The sequence below is a fragment of the Ralstonia sp. SET104 genome (assembly GCF_003851545.1).
Classification (GTDB): domain Bacteria; phylum Pseudomonadota; class Gammaproteobacteria; order Burkholderiales; family Burkholderiaceae; genus Ralstonia.
In genome coordinates this window covers 1-26189 of the sequence record NZ_BHVX01000002.1, presented here as the reverse complement: position 1 = coordinate 26189, position 26189 = coordinate 1, and the positions used below count along the sequence as shown (strand labels likewise).

At 62.9% G+C, this 26189-nt stretch carries 25 protein-coding genes; 11 read left to right on the top strand and 14 right to left on the bottom strand.

The features are described 5' to 3' along the window. Positions 1-18: 18 nt before the first annotated feature. The 5 genes from PSUB009319_RS02685 to PSUB009319_RS02665 all read right to left on the bottom strand — a co-directional run bounded on the left by PSUB009319_RS02685 (position 19) and on the right by PSUB009319_RS02665 (position 3311). Positions 19-999 carry a beta-ketoacyl-ACP synthase III gene (locus PSUB009319_RS02685; protein WP_124380731.1) on the bottom strand — a complete coding sequence of 327 codons (981 nt, stop codon included), beginning with the start codon at positions 997-999 and terminating at the stop codon, positions 19-21. Between the two features lie 37 nt (positions 1000-1036). Further along, complete coding sequence (gene plsX / locus PSUB009319_RS02680; protein WP_124380730.1) at positions 1037-2098, bottom strand: phosphate acyltransferase PlsX; 1062 nt, start codon at positions 2096-2098, stop codon at positions 1037-1039. Positions 2099-2288: 190 nt separating this feature from the next. Beyond that, positions 2289-2468, bottom strand: a complete 180-nt coding sequence (gene rpmF / locus PSUB009319_RS02675; RefSeq protein WP_124380729.1) for a 50S ribosomal protein L32 — start codon at positions 2466-2468, stop codon at positions 2289-2291. Positions 2469-2583: 115 nt separating this feature from the next. Further along, positions 2584-3120 carry a DUF177 domain-containing protein gene (locus tag PSUB009319_RS02670; RefSeq protein WP_124380728.1) on the bottom strand — a complete coding sequence of 179 codons (537 nt, stop codon included), beginning with the start codon at positions 3118-3120 and terminating at the stop codon, positions 2584-2586. Then, positions 3117-3311 (bottom strand): hypothetical protein, encoded by a 195-nt coding sequence (locus PSUB009319_RS02665; RefSeq protein ID WP_124380727.1) that lies wholly within the window; start codon positions 3309-3311, stop codon positions 3117-3119. Before PSUB009319_RS02665 ends, PSUB009319_RS02670 begins: the two co-directional genes overlap by 4 nt. 2 nt (positions 3312-3313) lie before the next feature. On the opposite strand from PSUB009319_RS02665, the gene PSUB009319_RS02660 reads away from it, so the two are divergent. Both PSUB009319_RS02660 and PSUB009319_RS02655 read left to right on the top strand, forming a co-directional pair. Beyond that, complete coding sequence (locus tag PSUB009319_RS02660) at positions 3314-3910, top strand: Maf-like protein (RefSeq protein ID WP_124380726.1); 597 nt, start codon at positions 3314-3316, stop codon at positions 3908-3910. A 3-nt stretch (positions 3911-3913) separates the two neighbouring features. Beyond that, positions 3914-4645 (top strand): SAM-dependent methyltransferase, encoded by a 732-nt coding sequence (locus PSUB009319_RS02655; protein WP_124380725.1) that lies wholly within the window; start codon positions 3914-3916, stop codon positions 4643-4645. Positions 4646-4664: 19 nt separating this feature from the next. Here the strand turns inward: PSUB009319_RS02655 and PSUB009319_RS02650 are convergent, their stop codons facing one another. From PSUB009319_RS02650 to PSUB009319_RS02635, 4 genes are read right to left on the bottom strand one after another with little or no spacing between them, the layout of a single operon-like run. Next, positions 4665-5777 (bottom strand): S49 family peptidase, encoded by a 1113-nt coding sequence (locus tag PSUB009319_RS02650; RefSeq protein WP_124380724.1) that lies wholly within the window; start codon positions 5775-5777, stop codon positions 4665-4667. 39 nt (positions 5778-5816) lie between these two features. After that, positions 5817-6218 carry a Rieske 2Fe-2S domain-containing protein gene (locus tag PSUB009319_RS02645; RefSeq protein WP_124380723.1) on the bottom strand — a complete coding sequence of 134 codons (402 nt, stop codon included), beginning with the start codon at positions 6216-6218 and terminating at the stop codon, positions 5817-5819. Next, positions 6211-6870 carry an HAD-IA family hydrolase gene (locus PSUB009319_RS02640; protein WP_124380722.1) on the bottom strand — a complete coding sequence of 220 codons (660 nt, stop codon included), beginning with the start codon at positions 6868-6870 and terminating at the stop codon, positions 6211-6213. The genes PSUB009319_RS02645 and PSUB009319_RS02640 overlap by 8 nt, the downstream gene beginning before the upstream one ends. Then, the gene (locus PSUB009319_RS02635) at positions 6851-7873 is read right to left on the bottom strand and encodes an RluA family pseudouridine synthase (protein ID WP_124380721.1); all 1023 of its coding nucleotides are present in this window, start codon (positions 7871-7873) and stop codon (positions 6851-6853) included. Before PSUB009319_RS02635 ends, PSUB009319_RS02640 begins: the two co-directional genes overlap by 20 nt. 735 nt (positions 7874-8608) lie before the next feature. Between PSUB009319_RS02635 and PSUB009319_RS02630 the strand changes: the two genes are divergently transcribed. The 5 genes from PSUB009319_RS02630 (at position 8609) to PSUB009319_RS02610 (ending at position 15322) form a co-directional block, all read left to right on the top strand. Then, positions 8609-11635, top strand: coding sequence for an Rne/Rng family ribonuclease (locus tag PSUB009319_RS02630; RefSeq protein ID WP_124380720.1), 3027 nt, complete (start codon positions 8609-8611; stop codon positions 11633-11635). Positions 11636-11824: 189 nt separating this feature from the next. Next, complete coding sequence (gene moaA, locus PSUB009319_RS02625) at positions 11825-12946, top strand: GTP 3',8-cyclase MoaA (protein ID WP_124380719.1); 1122 nt, start codon at positions 11825-11827, stop codon at positions 12944-12946. Between the two features lie 20 nt (positions 12947-12966). Further along, positions 12967-13581 carry a molybdenum cofactor guanylyltransferase MobA gene (gene mobA / locus PSUB009319_RS02620; protein WP_124380718.1) on the top strand — a complete coding sequence of 205 codons (615 nt, stop codon included), beginning with the start codon at positions 12967-12969 and terminating at the stop codon, positions 13579-13581. Between the two features lie 33 nt (positions 13582-13614). Continuing rightward, positions 13615-14895: a gephyrin-like molybdotransferase Glp gene (glp, locus tag PSUB009319_RS02615; protein ID WP_124380717.1), complete on the top strand. Its 1281-nt coding sequence runs from the start codon at positions 13615-13617 to the stop codon at positions 14893-14895. Positions 14896-15043: 148 nt separating this feature from the next. Beyond that, positions 15044-15322, top strand: coding sequence for a hypothetical protein (locus tag PSUB009319_RS02610; RefSeq protein WP_124380716.1), 279 nt, complete (start codon positions 15044-15046; stop codon positions 15320-15322). Between the two features lie 84 nt (positions 15323-15406). Here PSUB009319_RS02610 and PSUB009319_RS02605 read toward each other — a convergent pair whose 3' ends face one another. From PSUB009319_RS02605 to pncB, 5 genes are all read right to left on the bottom strand, one after another. Further along, positions 15407-16879, bottom strand: coding sequence for a DNA recombination protein RmuC (locus PSUB009319_RS02605; protein WP_124380715.1), 1473 nt, complete (start codon positions 16877-16879; stop codon positions 15407-15409). Between the two features lie 12 nt (positions 16880-16891). Then, the gene (locus tag PSUB009319_RS02600) at positions 16892-17893 is read right to left on the bottom strand and encodes a D-glycerate dehydrogenase (RefSeq protein WP_124380714.1); all 1002 of its coding nucleotides are present in this window, start codon (positions 17891-17893) and stop codon (positions 16892-16894) included. A gap of 18 nt (positions 17894-17911) precedes the next feature. Next, positions 17912-19321 carry a sodium:proton antiporter gene (locus PSUB009319_RS02595; RefSeq protein WP_124380713.1) on the bottom strand — a complete coding sequence of 470 codons (1410 nt, stop codon included), beginning with the start codon at positions 19319-19321 and terminating at the stop codon, positions 17912-17914. Positions 19322-19462: 141 nt separating this feature from the next. Next, the gene (locus PSUB009319_RS02590; RefSeq protein ID WP_124380712.1) at positions 19463-20182 is read right to left on the bottom strand and encodes a lactate utilization protein C; all 720 of its coding nucleotides are present in this window, start codon (positions 20180-20182) and stop codon (positions 19463-19465) included. 89 nt (positions 20183-20271) lie between these two features. Then, positions 20272-21453 (bottom strand): nicotinate phosphoribosyltransferase, encoded by a 1182-nt coding sequence (gene pncB, locus PSUB009319_RS02585; protein WP_124380711.1) that lies wholly within the window; start codon positions 21451-21453, stop codon positions 20272-20274. Positions 21454-21623: 170 nt separating this feature from the next. Between pncB and prfB the strand changes: the two genes are divergently transcribed. The 4 genes from prfB to PSUB009319_RS02565 all read left to right on the top strand — a co-directional run bounded on the left by prfB (position 21624) and on the right by PSUB009319_RS02565 (position 26082). Next, positions 21624-22728, top strand: a protein-coding gene (gene prfB / locus PSUB009319_RS02580) for a peptide chain release factor 2 (RefSeq protein ID WP_124380710.1) whose coding sequence is annotated in 2 segments (ribosomal slippage) — positions 21624-21704 and positions 21706-22728 — 1104 coding nt in all. Because the reading frame shifts where the segments join, the coding sequence is not laid out codon by codon here. A gap of 25 nt (positions 22729-22753) precedes the next feature. Beyond that, entirely contained in the window at positions 22754-23494 is a 741-nt protein-coding gene (locus PSUB009319_RS02575) for an SDR family oxidoreductase (protein ID WP_124380709.1), read from the top strand. Between the two features lie 24 nt (positions 23495-23518). Next, entirely contained in the window at positions 23519-25063 is a 1545-nt protein-coding gene (gene lysS, locus PSUB009319_RS02570) for a lysine--tRNA ligase (RefSeq protein ID WP_124380708.1), read from the top strand. Positions 25064-25335: 272 nt separating this feature from the next. Further along, on the top strand, positions 25336-26082 hold the full coding sequence (locus PSUB009319_RS02565; RefSeq protein ID WP_124380707.1) for a glycine zipper 2TM domain-containing protein: 747 nt from the start codon (positions 25336-25338) through the stop codon (positions 26080-26082). The last annotated feature ends 107 nt before the right edge of the window (positions 26083-26189 follow it).

Genomic DNA, 26189 nt, shown 5'->3' with positions numbered 1-26189 from the left:
GTTCTGGAAATTCGTCGATCAGAAGCGCAGCAGTGCCGCGCCCCAGGTAAAGCCGCCGCCCACGCCTTCGAGCATCACGTGCTGACCACGCTGGATGCGGCCATCGCGCACCGCAACGTCGAGTGCCAGCGGAATCGAAGCGGCCGACGTGTTGCCGTGCTCGTCGACGGTCACGATCAGGCGTTCGTTCGAGAGACCCAGCTTCTTGGTCGTGCCCTGCATGATGCGGATATTGGCCTGATGCGGAATCAGCCAATCGACTTGAGAAGCATCAAGCTCTGCCGCGGCCAGCGCTTCGCGTGCGACCTTGTCGAGCACCGTTACAGCCAGCTTGAAGACCGCCTGGCCGTCCATGTACAGGAAAGCGCTGCCCTGGACCACGCCTGCGGCCACGTTGCCTGGTACGCACAGAATGTTTGCGTGGCTGCCGTCAGCGTGCAATGCGGTCGACAGGATGCCCGGCTCGTCGGAAGCCTGCAGCACCACAGCGCCGGCACCATCGCCGAACAGCACGCACGTGGTGCGGTCGCTGAAATCGATAATGCGCGAGAAGACTTCCGAACCAATCACCAGCACGTTGCGATACGCGCCCGAGCGGATGAACTTGTCGGCCGTAGCCAGCGCGTAGACGAAACCGGAGCATACCGCCTGCACGTCGAACGCAGCGCAACCATTAGTGATGCCCAGTTTCTGCTGCACGAGGCAGGCAGTGCTCGGAAATACGAAATCCGGCGTGGACGTCGCCACCAGGATCAGGTCGAGTTCGGAGCGATCGATGCCGGCCGCTTCGATGGCGCGCTCGGCTGCCTTCACGGCAAGGTCGCTGCATGCAACATTGGGCTCGGCGAAATGGCGGGCACGGATGCCGCTGCGCGAGACGATCCATTCGTCGCTCGTCTCGATACCCTTCTCGGCCAGTTGGGCCGCCAGTTCGTCATTGGTAACCCGCTTGGGCGGCAAGTAGCTGCCCGTACCGATGATCCTTGCGAAACGTGTCATGTGCGGTGGGGTGAAATCTGACTCGGAGGCGACGCGTTCAAGCAGCGTCGGCGGCCGGAGTGGAAGTGGAGACCGGCGCAGCGCCCGCTGCGTCATGGTGCGATTCGAACGCCTGCGCAATGCGGGCGATCACGCCGTTGGCCGCGGCGTCATAGGCACGTTTGATGGCCCATTCAAACGCATAGGCATCGGCCGAGCCGTGGCTCTTGATCACGAGCCCGCGCAGGCCGAGCAGCGCGGCGCCATTGTAGCGCCGATGGTCTACACGGCGTTTGAAACGCGTCAGCACGGGCAACGCCACAACGGCGAGCAGCTTGGTGAACCACGAGCGGTTGAATTCCTGGCGCAGCATCTCACCGATCATCTTGGCGAGGCCTTCAGTGCTCTTGAGCGCCACGTTGCCCACAAAGCCGTCGCAAACGACGATGTCAGTCGTGCCCTTGAAGATGTCGTTGCCCTCAACGTTGCCGAAAAAGTTGAGATCGGAGGCGCGTAGCATCTCACCCGCCTGCTTGACGACCTCGTTGCCCTTGATGACTTCTTCACCGATGTTGAGCAGGCCCACCGTCGGACGCGGCTTCTGCTCGACCACCGACACCATCGCCGAGGCCATCTGTGCAAATTGCAGCAGGTGTTCGGGTTCGCAGTCGGCATTGGCGCCGAGATCCAACACCGTGGTGCCGGCACCCTTCTCGTTCGGGATGGCGGTAGCGATCGCAGGGCGGTCGATGCCGTCAAGCGTCTTGAGAACATAACGCGACACGGCCATCAACGCGCCGGTATTGCCGGCAGAAACGCACGCTTGCGCGGTGCCTTCCTTGAGCTGATTGATGGCCACACGCATCGAAGAATCTTTCTTCTTGCGCAGCGCAATCTCGACCGGATCGTCCATCGACACCACCTCGGAGGCGGGAACGACGTGGACGCGAGGATTCGCGGTAGCGTGGAGTCGCTTGAGCTGCGCTGCAATGGCATCGGGCTGCCCGACGAGCAGCATTTCGACGTCTTCGTGTGCGGCGAGAAAATGGATCGCTGCTGGGATTGTCACGCCAACGCCGTGATCACCACCCATGCAGTCGATGGCAAGCTTGATGGTCATGCGAGTCTGAGTTGCGGTTTCACGTGCGGCTCCGGCCGTTGGCGCGCGTATGGTACACAAACCCGTACACGCATTGCCGAATTTCGCTCAACAAAAAAGCGGCAAATTGGCTTGCCGCTTTTTTGCTTGCATCATGAACCTGTGCGTTCAGACCAACCCAACACGCTTGCCAGAGAACTGGCAAATCGCATCAGTCGTTCTTGGTCTTCACAACCTTGCGGCCGCGATAGTAGCCGTTCGGGCTCACGTGGTGACGCAGGTGCACTTCGCCGGTGGTCGGCTCGACAGCGATCGGGGCCGCCGCCAGGAAATCGTGCGAACGATGCATGCCGCGCTTGGACGGCGACTTCTTGTTTTGTTGAACAGCCATGACTGACTCCTAAGCAATTTGATCGATTTTATCACATCACACGGAGCCGGAGCGTAGCCATTCCGGTAGGCGTGTGAAACGTACTGCCATCAACGCGCGCAAGACTCGCGCGCGCCTAATGTTTGGTCTTTAAGTTGGCCAGCACCGCGAACGGCGACGGCTTTTTTTCAGCCTCAGCCTCTTCCGGCAACACCTCATCCGGACAGACGGCATGACGCGGCGACACCGGCAATGCCAGCAACAGCTCGTCCTCGATCTGCGTGATCAGGTCGAAGCTGCGCGAGCCCACAATGACATCCGCCTCGTCATCGTCCAGCGGGGCCGCATCGGCCTCAGCCTCCGAACGCATCACTTCCAGGCGCGAGCGCACCGGCAGGGGTTGCTCGTAAGCTTTCAGGCACCGCTGGCATTGCAGCCAGACTGCGCCATCCACTTCCAGATCAATGAAGAGACGCTGACGGGCCGCCTGACCCGCAGTGGCTTCTTCGCGCACTGCGCCGTGCATCTTCCAACGGAACTGCGTGTTGACATCAGCAGGAGCATCGGCGGCTTGTTCCGCCAGCAGACGAGACATATCGGCCAAATTGACCGTACCGCTTGCCGGCTCACCCGCGCGAATGAACGCGAAAAGATCGAATGCACGAAAATTCACGAATCGAACCTACTGAACGCGTTGCTGTTGGTGCGCGAAACCGGATCAACCGCATTGCAGCGTCCAACATCTTGCGCCCCGGCGCCCGGTTTGCGACACTGCGCGGCCAAACCGCGAAACGCGGGATTATAGCGGGCAAAAACCTCTGACGTCAAAAGGTTTTGCTCAAAATCCACTGCATCTTCAAGCACTTATGACTTCTGCATCGCGTCCGCCGCTAATTCTCGCCTCCAGCTCGCCATATCGGCGGGAATTGCTCGAACGCCTGCGCCTGCCGTTTGAGATCGTGGTGCCGAATATCGACGAGACTCCGGCCCCGGATGAATCGCCCGACCAGACCGCACTGCGCCTAGCCCAGCAGAAGGCAGAGAAGGTTGCGGCAGGCTATCCGGGCGCGCTGGTAATTGGCTCCGATCAGGTTGCCACGCTGGACGGCAAGCAGGTCGGCAAACCCGGCGACCATGCCCGCGCGCTGGCGCAATTGCACTGGATGCGTGGTCGTACCGTCACATTTCATTCAGCGTTGTGTCTGTACGACGGCCGCACCGGGCAGCACCAGAGCGAGGACATCCGCACGCTGGCGACTTTCCGCAACCTCTCCGATGAGGAACTGGATGCCTACCTGCACCTGGAACACCCGTACGACGTTGCCGGCAGCGCCAAATCGGAAGGCCTGGGCATCGCCTTGCTTGAACGCGTGGAGTCATCGGATCCGACCGCGCTCGTCGGCCTGCCACTGATCGCACTGACCAGCATGTTACGCAACGCACACTATCCGCTGTTCGCGTAAGCCATGGCCGGTACGCTCTATCTCATTCCTAACACGCTCGGTTCGCGCGATGCGGCCGACCCGCTGCCTGACGTGATTCCGGCTGGCGTGCAGCAGATCACCGCGCAACTCGATTACTTCGTCGCCGAGCACGCCAAGACGGCACGCGCGCTACTCAAAAAGCTGGCCGAGACCACGCCGCTCGCGCGTCCGCTGCAGGAAATCACCATCCGCGAGCTCAACGTCAAGACGCCTGAATCGGAACTGAAAGCCCTGCTGGCACCGGTAATTGCGGGACAGGATGCTGGCCTGATGTCGGAAGCCGGGGTACCGGCAGTGGCCGATCCGGGCGCGAACCTCGTGCGCCTCGCGCATCAGCATGGCGTGCGCGTGAAGCCGCTGGTGGGGCCGAGTTCGATTCTGCTGGCAGTCATGGCGTCCGGCCTGAACGGCCAGAGCTTCGCGTTCAACGGCTATTTGCCGGTCGATGCGGCAGAGCGCAGAACCAAGCTGCGCGCGCTCGAACAGCTTTCACGCTCGGCCGGGCAAACTCAGGTGTTTATCGAGACGCCCTACCGCAATGGCGCTTTGCTGGAGGCCATTCAGGCCGGTTGCGCCCCCGGTACGCTGCTATCGATTGCAGTGGACCTGACGCTGCCCAGCGAGCAGGTCGTCACCTTGCCTGTGAGCGACTGGCGCGCCGATCGCATGAATCTGCACAAGCGACCGGCAATCTTCTCGCTGCTGGCGCGATAGCGCGTTCACAGCCCCCAACCTATTCCTTCATCAAGAGCTTGAGCTGGCCCGTGGTGGCCAGCGCCTTCACCGCGCCCGCCCCCATTGCCGTGCCAAGCTTGCGCGCCACGCGGGAGGCGAAGTTTTCCTTGACGGTGTAGTCGACCACGTCGGGCGCCTTGATCACGCTGCGCGCGACAAAATCCGAGCTGCCGATTGCGTCGGCCAAGCCCAGATCTACGGCTTTGGCACCCGTCCAGAACAGGCCCGTGAACAGCGCCGGATCGTCCTTCAGGCGATTGCCGCGCCCCTGTTTGACCACGTCGATGAATTGCTGGTGCACCTGATCGAGCATTTCCTGCGCGAACTGCTTCTGCTGCGGCTGCACAGGCGAGAACGGATCGAGCATTCCCTTGTTCGAACCGGCGGTCAGCAGGCGGCGCTCCACGCCCACTTTGTCCATCAGACCAGTAAAGCCGAAACCGTCCATCAGCACGCCAATCGAGCCAACGATGCTCGCCTTGTCGACATAGATCTTGTCTGCGGCGGCGGCCACGTAGTAGCCACCGGAGGCGCACATTTCCTCCACCACCACGTACAGCGGAATGCTCTTGTACTTGGCACGCAGGCGACGAATCTCATCGTTGATCATGCCAGCCTGCACCGGCGAGCCGCCCGGCGAATTGATCTTCAGGATAACGCCGACCGTGTTGTCATCCGCGAACGCGGCCTGCAGTGAGGCGTTGATGTTCTCGGCGCTGGCGTTCGTATTGGCGGCAATTTCCCCTTCGAGCGTCACAACGGCGGTGTGACGGCCGGTGCTGACCGTCTCGCCCTCGAAACTTGCGAACGCATAAATCAACAGGCCAATGAGGCCCAGCGTCACGAAGCGGAAGAAGATGCGCCAGCGGCGCGCGGCGCGTTGCTCGCGTATGGTCGCCATCAGCACTTTTTCGAGCACTTCGCGCTCCCAGCCGCCAGCCGGCGCCGATGCTGCCGGCGCCGATGCGGACGCGGGCTTGCCTGCCGCCGAGTCACGCAGCTCGGCTTCGAGCGGGTGATCGGCGAGCTGCGTCACCTCCAACGCTTCCGGCTTGCCAGCGTCCTCGCTGCGTGTGTCTTCGGGGCCTTTCGGTGGAATCGAATCGGTCATGAACAAGAGAAAAAACGGTCGAAGAGAAGAACGGTGCCGCTAGACGGATGGGGTGGGTGCCGGCGCAGGGGCAGGCGCACGAAACAGCGCATCGGGCTGCCACCAGACCGCGCCGTCGCGCTCGGCAATCTCGAGCTTGGACAAATGCGAGCCTCGGCACGGCCCGCCGACGCATCGGCCGGTATCCGGCTCGTAAATGGCGCCATGCGTCGCGCACATCAGATACAGGCCCGAGCTTTCAAAAAACTGGCCCTCCTGCCAATCCATTTCCATGGGCACGTGCGCGCACTGGTTCAAATAGCCATGCACACCGCCCGCGTAACGGACGACAAACGCGCAGACCAGCCGCCCACGCACATCCACCTGAAAGCGCACGCCCAGACCGCCATCTTCCAGCGCGGCGCTTTCGCACACACGAATCGGCTCCGCCATGTCAGGCATGTTGCGTCAGCCAGTGGTGCAAATCGGGCACCGACCTGGCGCAATACAGCGGCGTAAGCGCGTGCAGCACGTCGGCGGGATGCGCGCCGTATGTGACTGCCACGCCAGCAGCGCCTGCATTGGCCGCCATCTGCAGATCGTGTGTCGTGTCGCCGATCATCAGCGTGCGCTCGACTTCCATGCCGAGATCGCGTGTGAGTTCGAGCAGCATCGCCGGGTGCGGCTTGGAAAATGTCTCGTCGGCACACCGCGTGTTGTCGAACACGCCCGTCAGATTCGTCACTTCCAATGCGCGCTGCAGGCCAACGCGCGACTTGCCCGTCGCCACGGCCAGCAAGTAGTTCTCGCGGCGCAGCGCTTCCAGCATTTCGCGCACCCCCGCAAACAGCACGAGATGCGCATCGCGACTAAGGTAATGAAAACGATACCGGTCGGCCAGCTTGCCGTAGTCGGCGGGATCGAGCGTTGGGACAGCATATTCAAGCGCGTCCCGCAGGCCCAGACCGATAACATGGCTCGCGTGCGCGTCATCCGGCACTGGCAGGTCGAGATCCCGGCACGCAAGCTGGATCGACCGGGTAATGGCCGACGTCGAATCCATCAACGTGCCATCCCAGTCGAAAACGATCAGATCAAAGCGCTGCTGCGGCATCGGAATCCGGGCCTCGGAAAGCGTTAAGGAACTCTGCACACTCGGCAGGCAGCGGCGCGTTGAACGTGACAACTTCGCCGCTTTGCGGATGCGTCAGTTGCAAGCGATGCGCGTGCAAGAACATTCGTGCCAGCCGCGGCGAAGCGTTGGCACGCGATAGCGCCTTGTTAAGCGCGAAATCGCCGTATTTATCGTCGCCCAGAATCGGAAACCCGGCGTGCGCCAAGTGCACCCGGATCTGGTGCGTGCGACCGGTTTTCAGCTCGGCTTCCAGCAGCGTGTAGGGGCCGAAAACGCCCACCTTGTTGAAGATTGTGTGCGAGGCTTGCCCATCCGCCTGAACACGCACGCGACGCTCGCCCTCCGGTGTGGTGTATTTATGCAACGGCGATTTGATGTGCTGACGCTTGTGCGGCCAGACACCCTTCACAGCCGCAAAGTAACGCTTGTCGAGTTGTCCTTCGCGGATCTGCTCATGCAGCGCCACCAACGCCGAGCGCTTCTTTGCAAGCAGCAGAACACCCGAGGTTTCGCGATCCAGACGATGCACCAACTCCAGAAATTTCGCTTCCGGGCGCGATTGGCGCAGTTGTTCAATCACCCCGAACGCCACCCCTGAGCCGCCATGCACGGCAACTCCAGCGGGCTTATCGATGACCAACAGGTGCGTATCTTCGTGAAGGATCGTGAATTCAGCGGCAGGAACTGCGCGCGGCGCTTCCGCCTGCTGGGCAATCCGAAGCGGCGGAATGCGGACCAGATCGCCGAGCTTCAGCCGATATTCCGCATCGATACGGCCCTTGTTAACGCGCACCTCGCCTGACCGAAGAATGCGGTAGATATGGCTTTTGGGCACCCCCTTGGCCAGGCGCATCAGAAAATTGTCAATGCGCTGCCCTTCGGCGTCGTCGCCAATCTCGACATAGGCGACGGATTTGCCATCGAGTGCATCTCGTACCGCCTGTTGAATGCGGCCATCAAATGGATGGCGTAACTCATTCATTTTCAATATAATTTTCTCGCTGGACAGTCGTTTAGGCGCCAGCAACAGCCGGTCGGAACGAAACAACAGGTATTGTACACAGCCACCGTTTCGACCCCGAACGTGCCGTTCCTCCGTCCACTTGTGTTACAAAGCTAATCACGTGGCCGGTGTACTCGGCACGAAAGCAGCACGCACCGCTGTCCCATCGCGCAGGACGTGAACCAAAGATCACGTCGGCAACATCGGTCAGTGTAGAACGAGCAGCTGGTAGAACAGAATTCAAAAGCGGGCGCCAATGGTTATCCATACGGCGCCCGCTTGGTGAAAGAAGCCCTTGCCGCACCAAACTGGTGCCGGCCGGCTGAACATCCGGTTACCGCGTTGCCATGGCGGTCCGGCGGCAAAACTCTAACAAGCAGCACGCCGCCCGATTTGCCCGCCGCGGGTTTCGTCCGGACAGGCCGTCCGTCAATTCGCTCTTTGTGGTCGCTTCACGCGACTCGCCGCCGCCGGCCCGCTTGCAAACGCATTAGGCCCGTAGCACGAGTGACAGGACGCGCAACCGGATGCCAACCGCATCTGCGCAATCCGCCCTGCCATCCATGGTGACGCGTGTAATGCCCTCATTTCTTTCGCCCGTGCCCCGTCGCGCCTTTTTTGTTGGCCGACACCTCGGCAATTCGTTGACCACCCGCTCCGCCTTTGCGTGCTCCATGAAGCGCCGTGCTTGCACGGCATTGGAGTGAGGTTGCAATGAAACGCATGTTGTTCAATGCGACGCAGCAAGAAGAATTGCGCGTCGCGATTGTCGACGGTCAGAAGCTGATCGACATCGACATCGAAACCGCCGGACGCGAACAGCGCAAAGGCAATATCTACAAGGGTGTCATCACCCGCATCGAACCGTCGCTGGAAGCCTGCTTCGTCAACTACGGCGAAGAGCGGCACGGTTTTCTCCCCTTCAAGGAAGTCGCCCGCGCCTATTTCAAGGACGGCGTGGACGTGCGCGGCGCGCGCATCCAGGACGCCCTGTCCGAAGGCCAGGAACTGATCGTCCAGGTTGAGAAGGAAGAGCGCGGCAACAAGGGGGCAGCCCTCACCACGTTCATCTCGCTGGCCGGCCGTTATCTGGTGCTGATGCCGAACAACCCGCGTGGCGGTGGCGTATCGCGCCGCATCGAAGGTGAAGACCGCCAGGAACTGCGTGAGACGATGGCGCAGCTGCAAGTGCCGGACGGCATGAGCATCATCGCCCGCACCGCCGGTATCGGCCGCTCGGCCGAAGAGCTGCAATGGGATTTGAACTACCTGATGCAGTTGTGGAAGGCCGTTGATGGCGCCGCCGTCGACAACAAGGCTCCGCTGCTGATCTATCTCGAATCCAGCCTGGTGATCCGCGCGATTCGCGATTACTTCCAGCCGGATATCGGTGAAATCCTGATCGATACGGACGATATCTACGATCAGGCCCGCGCCTTCATGAGCGTGGTGATGCCCGACAATATGAATCGGGTGAAGAAGTACCGCGACGACGTTCCCCTGTTCTCACGCTTTCAGATCGAACATCAGATTGAATCGGCGTACTCGCGCATGGTGATGCTGCCCTCGGGCGGCGCCATCGTGATCGACCACACCGAGGCGCTGGTTGCCATCGACGTGAACTCGGCACGCGCCACCAAGGGCGCAGACATTGAGGAAACCGCCGCGCGCACCAACCTCGAAGCCGCCGACGAAATCGCCCGCCAGCTGCGCCTGCGCGATCTGGGTGGCCTGATCGTGATCGACTTCATCGACATGGAGTCGAGCAAGGCCCAGAAGGACGTCGAAACCCGCCTGAAAGACGCGCTACGCCATGATCGCGCTCGTGTGCAGATGGGCAAGATCAGCCGCTTCGGCCTGATGGAGCTGTCGCGCCAGCGCCTGCGTCCGTCGCTGTCGGAAGGCTCGCACGTCACTTGCCCGCGCTGTAACGGCACGGGCCACATCCGCGATACCGAATCGTCTGCCCTGCAGGTGCTGCGCATCATCCAGGAAGAGGCGATGAAGGAAAACACCGCCGCGATCCACTGCCAGGTGCCGGTGGAAGTGGCTGCGTTCCTGCTCAACGAGAAGCGCCCAGACATCAACCTGATCGAGACGCGCTTCAAGGTCAACGTGTTGCTGATCCCGAACAAGCATCTGGAGACGCCGCACTACAAGCTTGAACGCCTGCGCCACGACGATCCGCGCCTGGACGACGACAAGGCCAGCTACAAAATGGCCGAAGAGGCTGCCAAGGAACTGGAAGCCGACACCGCTTACAGCACCCGCAAGGAAGCCGCAAAACCGCGTCAGGAAGCTGCCGTCAAGGGCATCACACCGGATCAGCCGGCGCCCGTGTCGGTGCCGCGTGCTGAGCGTCCGGCTCGCACTGAAGCCGCTTCGGCACCGCAAGCGCCGGCTCCGGTGCCTGCCCAGGGTGGCTTTGTTTCGTGGCTGAAATCGCTGTTTGGCGCCAAGCCGGCCGAGCCGGTGGTGGCCGCCCCGGTCGAAGCGCCGAAACAACGTGCTGAAGAAGGCAACCGCCAAGGCCGTGGTAATCGGCAGGATCGTGGTGGTCGCGGCCAGCGCGGCGAACGTGGTGAGCGCCAAGGTCAAGGCCAAGGTCAGAACGGCCGTGATGGCAACCGTCAAGGTCGTGACCGCAACGAAGCCCGTGATGGTCAACAATCGGGTCAGCAACAAGGCCAGCGCGAGGGTCAACGTGATGGCCAACGCGGCAATCGCGAGCGCAACCGCCAGCCGGCCCACGTCGAAGGCGCCGCTCGCGAGACGGCTGAAGCCCGTCAGCCGCAACAAGGTCAGGAAGCCCGCTCCGAGGGCCAGAATCAGGGCCAAGGCCGCCGCGAGCGCAACCAGGAGCGCCGTGAGCGCCAGCCGCGCGAGGGTCGTGAAGGCCGTGAAGGCCGTGAGCCGCGCGAGCCACGTGAAAACCGTGAGCCGCGCGAAGGCCGCGAGCGTGACCAGCAAGCCAAGGAAGCCGCTGCCGCCGCAGTGACGACGACCGAAGCCCTGATCGACCAGACCGCTGCACCGCAAGTGCCGCAACCGCTGCTGAGCACCGCTGCTCCGGCAGAGGGCTTCGAGGCAGAAGGCGTGGCGCAGGGTGCGGAAGGCAATGGTGAAGGCGAAGAGCGCCGTCGTCGTGGCCGCCGTGGCCGCAACCGGTATCGCCGTGACCGCGAAGATGCGGAAGGCATGCGTGCGGACGGCGAAGGCGCCGAAAGTGCTGACGAAGCCATCGCCGAAATGCATGCTGAGCCAGCGTTGCCGGCCACCGTGACTGAACCGGTGCAGACGACCTCGTTCACCTCGCCGGTCGAAAATCCGGCTCCGGTGGTGCACGAGCCCGTACATGCGGCCGAAACCGTGGCGCCTGTGTCCGCCCTGCCGCAAGTGCAGCCGACGGAACCGACGCTTGCAGCAACTGCCGCTGCGCCCGCGGAAGAAGTGCCTCAAGAGGCCATCGTGACGGCCTTTGCCGAAGTGCCGGCCCCGGTCAGTACGGTCGCCAAGGCTTCGCCGCTGCCGATCGAGACGCTGCAGAGCGTGCTGGATAACGCCGGTATGACGTGGGTCCATACGGACAGTCAGAAGCTGCGCGCTTCCCAGGAAGAAGCTGCGCGCACCGTGACGGCACCGCGTGTGCCGCGCGAGCGCAAGCCGCTGCCGCCGGTCCAGCACGGCCCGATGGTTCTGGTCGAGACCAACCGCCCGGCGGGTGGCGCAGACCAGCAGTAAGCGGCACTCCGGCGGAGCAGCCGCCGGTGTATTGCCTGAGGGCGGCTTCGGCCGCCCTTTTTTTCTGTGCGCGGTATGTCGAGCATGAAACCCCACCGCTCGCGCGGAACAGGGGCTGCGCTACACTCGGAGCTATATCAGGTGCAACAGTCCCGCTTCGTGGATTGACTTGACGCACCGCACTGCACCATGACTGAAACCGTCATCCCCCTCTACGATCTGCGCGACGGCCAGCACCATCGCGCCACGGTGCCCACCGTGCCCAACACGCTTGTCCCCGCAAAGGGCTTGCTGACGGACACACGCGGGCGCCGGTTGCACGATCTGCGCATCTCGGTGACGGACCGCTGCAACTTCCGTTGCGTGTATTGCATGCCGAAGGATGTGTTCGACAAGGATTATCGATTCCTGCGTCACTCCGAGTTGCTATCGTTCGAAGAGATCGAGCGCATGGCGCGGCTGTTCATCGAGCACGGCGTCGAGAAAATCCGCCTGACTGGTGGTGAGCCGCTGCTGCGCAAGAACATCGAGCGCCTGGTCGAAATGCTCGCGCGCCTGACCACTGCGCAAGGCAAGCCGCTGGATCTGACGCTCACCACAAACGGCGCCCTGCTCGCACGCAAGGCGCAGTCACTCAAGGACGCTGGCTTGAGCCGTGTGACCGTCAGCCTCGACGGTATTGACGATGCAACCTTCCGCCGCATGAATGACGTCGACTTTGCCGTGGGCGAGGTGCTGCACGGCATTGAAGTCGCGCAGAAGGTGGGACTGGCGCCGATCAAGGTCAACATGGTCGTCAAGAAAGGCGACAACGATGACCAGATTGTGCCGATGGCGCGCCACTTCCGGGGCAGCGGCGCCATCGTGCGCTTTATCGAATACATGGACGTGGGCACGACCAATCACTGGGAGATGCGCTCCGTCGTGCCATCGGCCGAGGTGGTCAAGCGTCTGTCAGCGGAGTTTGCGATTGAACCCGTGTCGGCCAACTACAGCGGCGAGACCGCCGAGCGCTGGCGTTATGTCGATGGCGCGGGCGAGATCGGCGTGATCTCCAGCGTGACGCAGGCGTTCTGCCACGATTGCACGCGCGCCCGGTTGTCGACCGAGGGCAAGCTGTATCTCTGCCTGTTTGCCACAGAAGGCTTCGACCTGCGCGCGCTATTGCGCGGCAGCGCGACCGATCTGGAACTGTCCAACGCCATCCGCACGGTCTGGCAAGGCCGAGCCGACCGCTACTCCGAATTGCGCGCCAGCGGCGAGGCCAGTCCGGCCGGGCGGCGCATCGAAATGTCCTACATCGGCGGCTGAATCCGCCAGCGTTCACCTCCATGATTCCAACTTCCGACATCACCGGCCTGATCCTGGCCGGCGGCCGGGGCAGCCGCATGGGCGGCGTCGACAAGGGCCTGCAGACGTTTCGCGGCGCGCCGATGGCGATGCACACGCTGATGCGCCTGTCGCCCCAAGTTGACCACATGCTCGTCAACGCCAATCGCAATCTGGCCGCGTACGAATCGTTCGGCGTGCCGGTAGTCGCGGATTCGGTGCCGGATTTTGCCGGGCCGCTGGCGGGCATCCTGGCGGGGCTTGAGCAATGCCAGACGCGCTATCTGCTGACGGCTCCGTGCGATTCGCCGTTTGTGCCGACTGACCTCGCGGCCAAACTCTCGCAAGCGCTGGAAGAGGCCAACGCGCGCATCGCCATGCCGGTGACGATAGAGCCGGATGCGCAAGGTCAACCGCGTCGGCAAGTGCAGCCGGTATTCTGTCTGATCGATGCACTGCTGGCCGACGACCTCATCGCCTATCTGCAAGGCGGTGGGCGCAAGATCGAAACCTGGACTGCCCGCCACCCGACAGTTGACGTGCTTTTCGACGACAGCGCAGCCTTCGCCAACATCAACACGCTGGAAGAATTGCACCACCTGGCCGAGCGCCGCTAGAGCGTCAACGCCATCCGATTCCTCATCGACGTCATGACCACCCTCGCCTCCGTCGTTTCCTGCCTTTCCGACTACGATCCGAACGCCCTGCCCGTTGCCCAAGCGCAGGCCATCATGCGCGACTTCGTGCAGCCCGTGAGCGGCGTTGCGCGCGTGCCCATCCGCAGCGCGCTCGACCGCGTGCTGGCCCAAGACGTGCTGTCGTCTATCGATGTCCCTTCGCACGACAACTCGGCCATGGACGGCTTCGCCTTCGCCAGCGCCGAACTTGCGGGCGACGCGGGCGACGTGTCGTTGCGCGTGATCGGCACGGCGTACGCCGGTGTCGCCTTTGATGGCACGCCGGGCGCAGGCGAAACCGTGCGCGTGATGACCGGTGCCGTCATGCCGGCAGGCTGCGATACGGTCATCCCGCAGGAGTTCACGCAAGGCGATGCAGACACCGTTCGCTTTGCGCGCGATGCCGTGCGCGCAGGCGACAATCGCCGTTTGCGTGGCGAAGACCTCGCCCAAGGCAGTGCCGCGCTGTCCACTGGCCGCACGCTGCGCCCCGCCGATATCGGCCTGCTCGCCTCGCTCGGCATTGCTGAAGTGTCGGTGCGCCGCAAGCTGCGCGTTGCGTTCTTCTCCACCGGCGATGAGCTGCGCTCGATTGGCGAACCACTCGACGCTGGCTGCGTGTACGACTCGAACCGCTATACGCTGCACGGCATGCTCTCGCGCATGGGCGTAGAACTGCTCGACATGGGCGTCGTGCGTGACGACCCGGCGGCGCTGGAGGCCGCATTCCGCACTGCTGCTGAAAACGCCGATGCAATCATCACTTCGGGCGGCGTCTCTGTTGGCGAAGCGGACTTCACCAAACAGATGATGGCCAAGCTGGGTGATGTAACGTTCTGGAAGATCGCCATGCGCCCGGGCCGGCCGATGGCGTTCGGGCGCATCGCGTCAAATGGCCGCAGCGCCTTCCTGTTTGGCTTGCCGGGCAACCCGGTGGCGGTCATGGTGACGTTCTATCACTTCGTGCGCGGCGCGCTGCTGCACATGATGGGCGCCACCGATGCCGGCGCACCGCTGGTGCCGGCCGTGAGCGTCGCCCCGATCCGCAAGCGCCCTGGTCGTACGGAATATCAGCGCGCCATCGCGGCCCTGAACGATCGCGGTCAGCTCGAAGTCCGCCTGACCGGCCAGCAGGGTTCCGGCGTGCTGCGCTCCATGAGCGAGGCAAATTGCTTTGTCGTGCTTGCCCACGAACAGGGCCAGATCAACGCGGGCGACGCCGTACAGGTACTGCTGTTCGACGGCCTCGTCTAAGCGGCGTGGCGGCGGCTCTTGCACCGGCTGCAATATCGCATGCTGTCGGTTTTTTGCGTCACCCGCGGGCCGCGGGTATCGGCGCATCGGTCGATTCGCTACACTCTGCGCCAGTTTGATTGTTTCGAATTTGAGCTTGAGCACTGCCATGATGACCAAGGAGATTGCGTATCTTCACCCGGCCCACACCGCCCGCGCGCTGGTGCTGGTGTATCTCTGTTTTTCGCTGCCGGTCGTGGGGCTGTTTTTCTTTGTCGGCTTTGTCCGCTATGGCGAGCTGCCGACGATCGTCGTGCTCAGCGGCCTGATTCTCAATGCGCTGGTTGGTTTTGGCGCACTGTGGCTCGCCTGCCATGCCTACAACTGGGTCGCCGAGCGCTTCGGCGGGATCGAGATCCTGCTGCGCGACGTGCCTGACGAAGCCTGATCCAGGCGCACTCGGATAAAAAGAAGGGGCGGAAATATCCGCCCCTTTTCTTTTGCTGATGCCGATGGCTCGTTTGCCCTCGCCTTATTCGGCCTCAGTTTCGTCGTCCTGCTGCACGGCGGCTTCCAGCCCCAGCACATTCTGGGCGGAATCGCTCGGCAGCGCTTCTACGGCCTTGAGCTTGCGGTTCATCTGGCGCGTACGCACTTCGGCCTGCTCGATGTTGCTGACCGCGCGCTCCAGCGTCTTCTTGGTCGCGGCCAGCACATCGCCGAACTTGCCGAACTCGCTCTTGACTGCGCCCAGCACTTGCCAGACTTCGCTGGAGCGCTTTTCCAGCGCCAGCGTGCGAAAGCCCATCTGCAGGCTGTTCAAGATGGCTGTGAGCGTAGTCGGCCCGGCCACCGTCACGCGAAACTTGCGCTGCAATTCATCTGTCAGACCCGGGCGGCGCAGCACTTCAGCGTAGAGCCCTTCGGTCGGCAGGAAGAGAATGGCAAAGTCGGTCGTGGCCGGCGGCGCGATGTACTTCTCATGGATGGTCTGCGCCTCCTTGCGCACCGCTGCTTCAAGCTCCCGGCTGGCGGCTGCAGCGGCTTCGGCATCGGCACGTTCCTGCGCGTCGAGCAACCGTTCGTACTGCTCTTTCGGGAACTTGGCATCGATGGGCAGCCAGACAGTGGCATCGCGGTCGGCGTCAGTCTTGCCAGGCAGGCGAATGGCGAATTCCACGCGCGCGCCGGTACCGTGCACGGTCTCGACGTTCTTGTCGTATTGCTCGGGCGTGAGCATCTGCTCCAGCAGCATCTCGAGCTGGACTTCGCCCCAGGTGCCGCGCGTCTTCACGTTGGTCAGCACCTTCTTCAAGTCGCCCACGCCTTGCGCCAGCGCTTGCATTTCACCCAGGCCGCGATGTACCTGTTCGAGCCGGTCCGATACGAGCTTGAAGGATTCGCCCAAGCGTTGTTCCAGCGTGGCGTGCAGCTTTTCGTCGACGGTGCGACGCATCTCGTCGAGCTTGGTCGCGTTGTTGGCCTCGATGTCCTTGAGCTTTTGCTCCAGCGTGGCGCGCACCTCGGCCAGACGGCGCTCATTGCCTTCCCCCAGTTGGGCGAGCTGCTGCTGCATGGTCTCGCCAAAACGGCGCAGCGCGTTGCCCTGCTCTTCGCGGGCCTGCTGGGCCTGCTGCTGCAGGCTTTGACGTACGGCTTCGAGTTGCTGCGTGTTTGTCTCCGTCAGCTTGGTGAGCTGCTGGGCGAACGTGTCGATCTGGTTGTTCTGCAGCGTGGCAACGCTGGTAAGCTGCGTTGCCAGCACCTGCTGGAACTGACCGAGTTGTTGCGTGACGTCGCTGCGGCCGATACGCGCCGTCTCGGCAATCTCGCCACGCAACTCGCGCTCGATGCGCTCGTTGCCGCGTGTGAGTTCGTCGCGTAATGCCGTGAGCATTGGCGACACATCGTCCGCCGCAGGGCGAGACACGCCGCGCCAGATCAGCACGCACAACACAGCCACCACGGCCACGCCCAGCAACGTCAGTAGAGCCAACCAATCCATATCAGCGTGTGATCAAGAAGACGTGCGCTGCGCCAGCGCATCCGGGTTCAACAAGTTGGGCGGCTGCCCTGCACGCGGGCCGAAGCCGAGCGCGGCGATCAGATTGTCGGCCGCCAGGTTGGCCATGCCCAGGCGCGTGCCGAACGTAGCGCTGGCAATGTGGGGGGTGAGCGCGACGTGCTCGGCCTCCAGCAGCGCCGGATGCACCTTCGGCTCGCCCTCGTACACGTCCAGGCCGGCGGCGAAGATGCGCTTGTCAGCCAATGCCTGTGCCAGCGCCGCATCATCGACGATGCCGCCACGCGCGAGGTTCACCAGCGTGGCCGTCGGCTTCATCTGCGCCAGTTCCGCCGCGCCGATGGCGTGGTGGCTGTCCTTGGAATACGGCAGCACCAGTACCAGATGATCGGCCTGCTTCAGCAGGTCTTGCTTGCTGACGTAGGTGGCGCGCGTATCCTGCTCGACTTCGGGCGCAAGCCGGCTGCGGTTGTGATAAATCACGCGCATCGAAAAACCGCTCGCGCGCCGCGCCAGTGCCTGGCCGATGCGGCCCATGCCGAGAATGCCCAGCGTGCTGCCGTATACCTCGGCACCGAGGAAGGTGTCGTACGTCCAGCGCTTCCATTGCCCCGCCCGCAGCCAGCGCTCAGATTCCGACACGCGGCGTGCGGCGGCCATCAGCAGTGCCCAGCCGAAATCAGCCGTTGTCTCCGTCAGGATATCCGGCGTATTGGTGGCCAGGATGCCTGCACGCGTCATCGCCGCGAGGTCAAAATTGTTGTAGCCCACGGCCATATTGCACACCGCGCGCAGCGTCGGCACGCGGCTGATCAGATCGGCGTTGATGGTGTCAGCGGCGTTGGACAGCAGCCCCACACGGCCCTGCAGACGCTCGGCCAAGGCCTCAGGCGGATAGGTGACGTCCGCCTGGTTATCGATCACGTCGAAAGTTTCGCGCAGGCGCTCCAGCACTTCAGGAAACATCGCGCGGGTGACAAGGATTCCGGGTTTCATACGCTCAGACACGTTCGGTTAGCGGAAGAAGACGAAGGTCATCAGAACGAAAATCGGCACAAGAATGCCGACTGACCACAGCATGTAGCCGAAGAAGCTCGGCATCTGCAAGCCACGGCTTTCGGCAATGGCCTTGACCATCAGGTTGGGGGCATTGCCGATGTAAGTATTGGCGCCCATGAACACCGCCGCGGCAGAGATGGCCGCCAGCGTCGATGCGCCCTCGCTCATCAGCATGCGCGCATCGCCGCCGGCGGTGTTGAAGAACACGAGGTACGTCGGCGCGTTGTCGAGGAACGATGACAGCAGCCCCGTCGCCCAGAAGTACATCGCATTGTTCGGCTGCCCCGTGCTGTCGTTCACGAGGTGGACGATGCCCGCGAACGGGCCATCCACGCCGGCCTTGAGCATGGCAATCACCGGCCCGATGGTGATGAAGATGCCGGCGAACAGCTTGGCGACTTCCAGGATGGGCTCCCAATTGAACTCGTTGCCCGCGCGCGCGCTGCCGGGCGTGAGCCACAAAGACAGCAACGCGATGGCTACCAGGCCAACGTCACGCACCATGTTCTGCAGCAGCACTTCGGTGCCCATCACGTAGAAAACGATTCCGGGCTTCCACAGCCCGCTCATCAGCACGAGCCCGAGAACGCCCGCCAGCAGCACGAAGTTGATATTGCCCTCGAAGCGCAGCGGACCCGCATCGTCCGGCGTGGCGTCGGTGATGTTGGGCAGTTCTTCCTTGCCTGTGTGATAGAAGTAGCTGTCGATGATGAAAAAGATGGCCAGCAGGAGCACCCACATCGTCAACGTCTGGCGCCACAGGTGTTGCGCGGTCCAGAAGAAATCCACGCCCTGCAAAAAGCCGAGAAACAGCGGCGGATCGCCCAGCGGGGTGAGCGCCCCACCGGCGTTGGCCACCAGAAAGATGAAAAACACGACAACGTGCGCGCGATGCCGGCGTGCCTCATTGGCACGCAGCAGCGGCCGGATCAGCAGCATGGCCGCGCCGGTCGTTCCCATGATGCTGGCCAGGACCGTGCCAAGCGCGATCAAACCCGTATTGAGTTTTGGCGTGCCATGCAGATTGCCGCGGATGCAGATACCGCCAGCCACCACGTATAACGCGGCGATCAGCGCGATGAAGGGAATGTATTCGGCAAGGGCTGCGTGATTAATGGAAGCGATAGCCGCCTCCGAGCCGAACACAATGCCGAACGGCACCAGCAGCGCCAGGGCCCAGCCCGCTGCAATCTTGCCGTAATGGTCATGCCACAGCTTGGGTATCACGAGCGGCGCAATGGCAATCGAGAGCAGGACGCCGGCAAACGGTACGCCCCATAACAGGTGCAACTCCGCACCGTTCACATCAGCGGCACGCGCCAGGCCACAGACAAACAGGAAGACAAGGGGCCAAAGGCGTTTCACGTAGGCGTTCTCCTAAGCGTGGGCGCACACTGCAAACGCAGTCGCGCCACACAAACAAAGACGCCAGTGTAAACGCCCGAGGTCTGCCACCTCATAAACGTCCACAGAAATTTGACTTGGCAGCCAGCCTCGGCTGCCGACTCAGGCAGCCGTCACCACGATCACGTGTACGCGGTACGGGCCATGCGCGCCGAGCACGATCGTCTGTTCGATATCGCCCGTACGCGAGGGGCCGCTGATGACGTTGGTGGCACGCGGCAGTTCGCCCCGCTCTGCGCGCATCAGCGCGTAGGCGTCTTCCAGATTGGCAACGATGCGCGACTGCGGCACGACGGCAATATGCGTCTCGGGCAGCAGCGCCGTGGAGGCGACGTTTTCCGGCCCCGAGAGCAGCATCAGCGAGCCCGTCTCGGCAATCGCGCAGAAGCAACCCGTAATGCCAACGAGATCGCCGTGCTCCTGATCGGCTTGCGCTTCACGCACTGGCGGACGGAATTCAACGGCGATGCCCGCAGCCGCCCAGTCGAGCGATTGCAGCGTAGTCCAAGCGACCGCCTGCGGCTTGAGGCTCAGGCCCGACAGATAGCGCGCCACGGCAGCCGGCACGTCGGCCAGCGCACCCACGGTGTCCAGTGTGGACGCCATCTTCAGCGCCTGCTCGGCGAAATGCGCAGTGAGGTTCTCGGGCACCGGCGGTCGCGGGCCAGCGGGATGGCGTGCAAGGTAATCCGCCACCGCGTCGCGTTCACCCTGTGTCGGTTGCTCGGGACGATGCTGCGCATTGCGAATGCGCGCAAAGATGGCGTCGCGTGCGCGGCTGGTGTCAAGCGGGTCAGCGGGGGTGTCCGGTTGTGATTCCATGGCGGCTCCGAAAGATCGGTCGATTATACGAGCCGCTTTCAGCGTGGTTCGCCAGCGCCGTTGAAACTTATTCGGCGGCCGCGTGAGCCTTATTGCACGCCAAAGACTTGCTTCAGATACGTGAGGTAAGCCGGGTCGTCGCACATGGTCTTCTCGGGTGCGTCCGACAGTTTGGCAACGGGCTGGCCGTTGCAGCGGACCATTTTGATGACGATCTGCAGCGGCGTGTAGCCCAGATCATTGGTCAGATTGGTCCCCACCCCAAACGCCAGCTTGCAGCGGCCGTGAAAGCGCTCATACAGACCAATGACCTTGGGCATGTCGAGGCTGTCGGAGAAGATCAGCGCCTTCGATTTGGGCTCGGCGCGCATGTCGTCGTAATGCTTGAGCATGCGTTCGCCCCATTCGAACGGATCGCCCGAATCATGGCGCACACCGTCGAAGAGCTTGCAGAAGAACATGTCGAAATCGCGCAGAAAGGCGTCAAAACCATAGGTGTCTGACAGCGCGATACCGAGATCGCCGCGGTATTCCTTGGCCCAGGTTTCCAGCGCAAAGGTCTGCGAATCGCGCAGACGCGGGCCGAGTGCCTGGCACGCCTGCAGGTATTCATGCGCCATGGTGCCCAGCGGCGTCATACCGTGCTTCATGGCGAAATAGACGTTGCTGGTGCCCGCGTACTGGGCGCCCAGCTGCGCGCGCGTCTCCAGCAGCACATGTTCGTGCCAGGTATGAGAAAAGCGGCGGCGCGTGCCGTAATCGGCAATGCGGCATTCCTCCAGCCCCGGGCGCATCAACGAGGCCAGCTTGTCGGTCAGACGGCGCTTGCCCTCGTCCCATTGGGGGTGCGTCTGCGTGCGGCTGAAGAACACCTCGTTGACGATGGCCAGCACCGGCACTTCGAACATGATTGTGTGCAGCCACGGCCCCGCGATGACGATCTCGATCTGCCCGTCGTTGCCGGCATCATTGGCAGATGCAGGACGCACCTCGATGTATTTCTCGTTGAGATGGAACAGGTCGAGAAAATCGACGAAATCGCTCTTGATGAAGCGCATACCGCGCAGATAATCCAATTCCGCCTCGGTAAAGCGCAAGGTGCACAGATGACGGATTTCCGCGCGGATTTCCTCAATGAACGGCACCAGATCGACGCCGGGATTGCGGCACTTGAAGCGGTATTCGACCTGCGCGCCGGGAAAGTGATGCAGCACCACCTGCATCATCGTGAATTTGTACAGATCGGTATCGAGCAGCGAGCGGATGATCATCTGGGCAACGCCAAAAGCCACGGGAAGTGGGCGTCATGCTAACCGAAGCCCGGCGCAGTGCCAGATGGGGCTCATAAATCTCTCCCGAAACGCGGCTTTTACCGGCCCGCGCAGGCGGGAAACCCCTTGATTCCGCTATAATTTCCGGTTTCCGACCGGATTTTTGCACCATGGAAGCAGAACGCCTCAATGCCGTCCAGAACACGTTGGCCGACCTGAAGTCGCGCGCCGACGACCTTCGGAGGTATCTTTGACTATGACGTCAAATCTGAACGCCTAGTCGAAGTCGATAAAGAACTCGAGAACCCCGAGGTCTGGAACGACCCAAAACGCGCCCAGGAGCTGGGCCGCGAGAAGAAGTCGCTTGAAACCGTCGTACTGGCACTGACCAAGCTCGACGAAGACCTCACCGGCGGCGCCGAGCTGTTCGAGCTGGCCCGCGAAGAAGGCGACGACGACACCATCGAAGCCATTGAAGCCGACACGGCAGGCATGCGCGCCATCGTCGAAGACATGGAATTCCGCCGCATGTTCTCCGGCCCGATGGACGCAGCCAACTGCTTCATCGACATCCAGGCCGGTGCCGGCGGTACCGAAGCGTGCGACTGGGCGTCGATGCTGCTGCGCCAGTACCTGAAGTACTGCGAGCGCAAGGGCTTCAAGACCGAAGTGCTGGAAGAATCCGAAGGCGATGTCGCCGGCATCAAGAGCGCGTCGATCAAGGTCGAGGGTGAATACGCCTTCGGTTTTCTGCGCACCGAGACCGGCGTGCATCGTCTGGTGCGCAAGTCGCCGTTCGACTCGGCCGGCGGGCGTCACACATCGTTCTCATCGATCTTCGTGTACCCGGAAGTGGACGATTCGATCGAGATCGAAGTCAACCCGGCGGATCTGCGCGTCGATACGTACCGCGCGTCCGGCGCGGGCGGCCAGCACATCAACAAGACCGATTCGGCCGTGCGGATCACGCACATCCCGACCGGCATCGTGGTGCAGTGCCAGAACGACCGCTCGCAGCACCGCAACCGCGCTGAAGCCATGACGATGCTGAAGTCGCGTCTGTACGAGCACGAACTGCGCAAGCGCCAGGCTGCTGCTGACGCACAGGAAGCGGCCAAGACCGACGTAGGCTGGGGCCACCAGATCCGCTCTTACGTGCTGGACCAGAGCCGCATCAAGGACCTGCGCACCAACGTGGAAATCTCCAACACGCAGAAGGTGCTGGACGGCGACCTGGACGCCTTCATTCAGGCCAGCCTGAAGCAAGGCGTCTGACCCGAGCCAAACCGGAGCGACTGCCATGTCTGACACGTCTTTGTTCATTCTGACCGGTGCCTCGCGCGGCTTGGGCGCCGCGCTGGCCGAGGCGCTACTGCAGCCGGGCAACCACCTGATCTGCGTGGCGCGCGGCGACAACGCTAAAGTGCGCGCGCAGGCGGCTGCCGCTGGCGTAACGCTTGACTGGCACCAGGTCGACCTGTCCGACGCGCATGCCGCCGAGGCCTGGATGACCAAGACGCTGGCCGCCCTGCCCGCCCACGCCAATGTGACGCTGGTGCTCAATGCCGGCGCGGTCGAGCCGATCGGCACCATCGACACGTTGCGCGCTGACACGCTGCTGCCGCACCTGCAATTGAACCTGGCCGGCCCGATGGCACTGACCGCCGCCCTGCTGCGCGGCACTGCCGCCTGGAGCGCGCGGCGCCGCGTGCTGGCGATCTCGTCGGGCGCCGCGCGCCGGCCCATCGCCGGCTGGGCCGCGTACTGCACGGGCAAGGCCGGGCTCGACATGTTCGTGCGCGCGCTCAACGCCGACGGTGACGCCAGCGTGCGCGCCGTGGCATTGGCCCCGGGCGTGATCGACACCGACATGCAACGCACCATTCGTGGCGCCGACTTTGCCGGCGTGCAGCGCTTTCGCGATCTGCACGCGCACGGCGAGCTGGTCTCGCCGCAAGACGCCGCCACGCGCATCGCCGCCTACCTCGTCCGCCCCGACTTCGGTGCGACCGAGTTGGACGACCTGCGCAACATCGCCTGACACGACTTTCCTCTCATCACCACCATGACCGAACAGAACAACCCGGCCGAATCGAACACTGCGGCCGCCGTGCCAGCGCAGGACGACAACAAGATCATCGCCGAGCGCCGCGAAAAGCTGGCAGAGATCCGCCAGCAAGGCGTCGCGTTCCCCAACGATTTCCGTCCGACGCACCATGCCGGTGATCTGCAATCCAAGTACCGCGAGCTGGAGCAGGCTGCGCTGGAAGCGGAACCGGTGCAGGTGGCCATTGCCGGCCGCATGATGCTCAAGCGCGTGATGGGCAAGGCCAGCTTTGCCACCGTGCAAGACGCCACCGACCGCATCCAGTTCTACATCAGCCGCGACGCCGTGGGCGAAGACGTCTACGCCAGCTTCAAGAAGTGGGACTTGGGCGACATCGTGGCCGCCAGTGGCACGCTGATGAAGACCAAGACCGGCGAACTGTCGGTGGCCGTGACGGAACTGCGCCTGCTCTCCAAGAGCCTGCGTCCGCTGCCGGGCGACTACTACGGCCTGGCAGATCAGGAGCAGAAGTACCGCCAGCGCTATGTCGACCTGATCGTCTCGAAGGAAACGCGAGACACCTTCCGCGCCCGCACCAAGGCCATGGCCTCGCTGCGCAACTTCATGGCCGGTAACGGCTTCATGGAGGTTGAGACGCCGATGCTGCACCCGATTCCGGGTGGCGCGGCAGCCAAGCCGTTCATCACGCACCACAACGCGCTGGACATGCAGATGTTCATGCGTATCGCGCCGGAGCTGTACCTCAAGCGCCTCATCGTCGGCGGCTTCGAGCGCGTGTACGAGATCAACCGCAATTTCCGTAACGAGGGGGTGAGCCCGCGCCACAACCCCGAGTTCACGATGATGGAGTTCTACGCGGCCTACACGGACTACCGCTGGCTGATGGACTTCACCGAGCAACTGATCCGCCAGGCTGCCATCGACGCGTCGGGCACCGCCACCCTGACCTATCAGGGCCGAGAACTGGATCTTGCCAAACCGTTCCATCGTCTGACCATCTGCCAAGCGATCCAGAAGTACGCGCCGCAATACACCGACGCGCAACTGGCCGATGCGGACTTCCTGCGCACCGAGCTCAAGAAGTTCAAGATCGACACCGACGCGCCGCGGTTCCTGAACGCCGGCGTGGGCACGCTGCAACTCGTGCTGTTTGAAGAGACGGCCGAATCGCAGTTGTGGGAGCCGACCTTTATCATCGACTACCCGGTCGAAGTGTCGCCGCTGGCGCGCGGCTCCGACACGCTGCCGGGCATCACCGAGCGCTTCGAGCTGTTCATCACGGGCCGCGAAATCGCCAACGGCTTCTCCGAGCTGAACGATCCGGAAGATCAGGCCGAACGCTTCCGCAAGCAGGTCGAACAGAAAGACGCCGGCGACGAGGAAGCCATGTTCTACGACGCCGACTACATCCGGGCGCTCGAATACGGCATGCCCCCGACCGGCGGCTGCGGCATCGGCATCGATCGGTTGGTCATGCTGCTGACCGACAGCCCAAATATCCGCGACGTGATCCTCTTTCCGCACCTGCGCCGCGAAGACTGATCGGCGGGGTCATCTCGCATCGGAATGAATGCCCCTTCGGGGGCGTTTTTTTCTGCCCGTGCGGCGGCAAATCACGCGCCCACCCCGCGATTTGTAACATCGCCCCGCGTTCACAATGTGTATCAAAGGGCGTCAAGCTGCTGATTTTTAAGGAAAAAATCAGAGTACAGATGCTTACAAATTAAAACGGCATCCATTTGGGCGATGAACCACACTGTGATCATCGAAGGGCCAAAACGATCACTGACGATCACGGCCGCAGGAGAACGATGATGAACAACAACATCCAACCGAACCAAGGTCAACAACCGTACGCTAGCGCATCGCCGGGTCAGGTGCCGCCGCCGTCGCGCCGCATGCATCCGTTGATGACTGCAGCCGCCGTGGCCGTGATCATCGCCAGCCTGACTGCGGTGGCCGCCATCACCGGCGTGCTACCGACCTCGAAGGCCACGCAAGGCAGCACCGATCCGAACGTTGCAGCCCAATCCACAACCGCCACGCCGGGCGCGTCTGCCCCGCTGGCGCTGGCTGCTCCGGGCCAGACGACGCAACCGAACCAGGCAGCGCCGTACCCGACCCAGAACGTGGCACCCGCTCCGGCGCGCACTCGCGAGCCGTCGTACGCTGAACGTGCTCCGTCGACAAGCCCGCACTACGCACAAACGCAGCCGCGTCAATCGGCGAGCCCGTATGCCGGCCGTGTGACATCGATCACCCCGATCACCACGCAAGCCAAGGAAACGGGGCTCGGCATGATTGGCGGCGCAGTGGTGGGTGGTCTGCTGGGTAACCAGATCGGTCGCGGCAATGGCCGCACGCTGGCCACGGTTGGCGGCGCGGTAGCCGGCGGCTATGCAGGCCACGAGGCAGAAAACTACTACCACCGCGATACCCAGTACCGTGTGAACGTGCACATGGACAACGGTACCAATCGCAGCTTCACCTACAAAGCTGCCCCGGGCTTCCAGCCGGGTGAGCGCGTGCATATCGAAGACGGTTCGCTGGTGGCAGGTTGATCCGGCTTGCGCGTCGCCTCAAAAGAAAAACCGGCCTTCGGGCCTAATGCCGTTCAGTTAAGGTCTTTCCGAAGATATCGAAGGGCATAACGAGCAGGACGGGATTT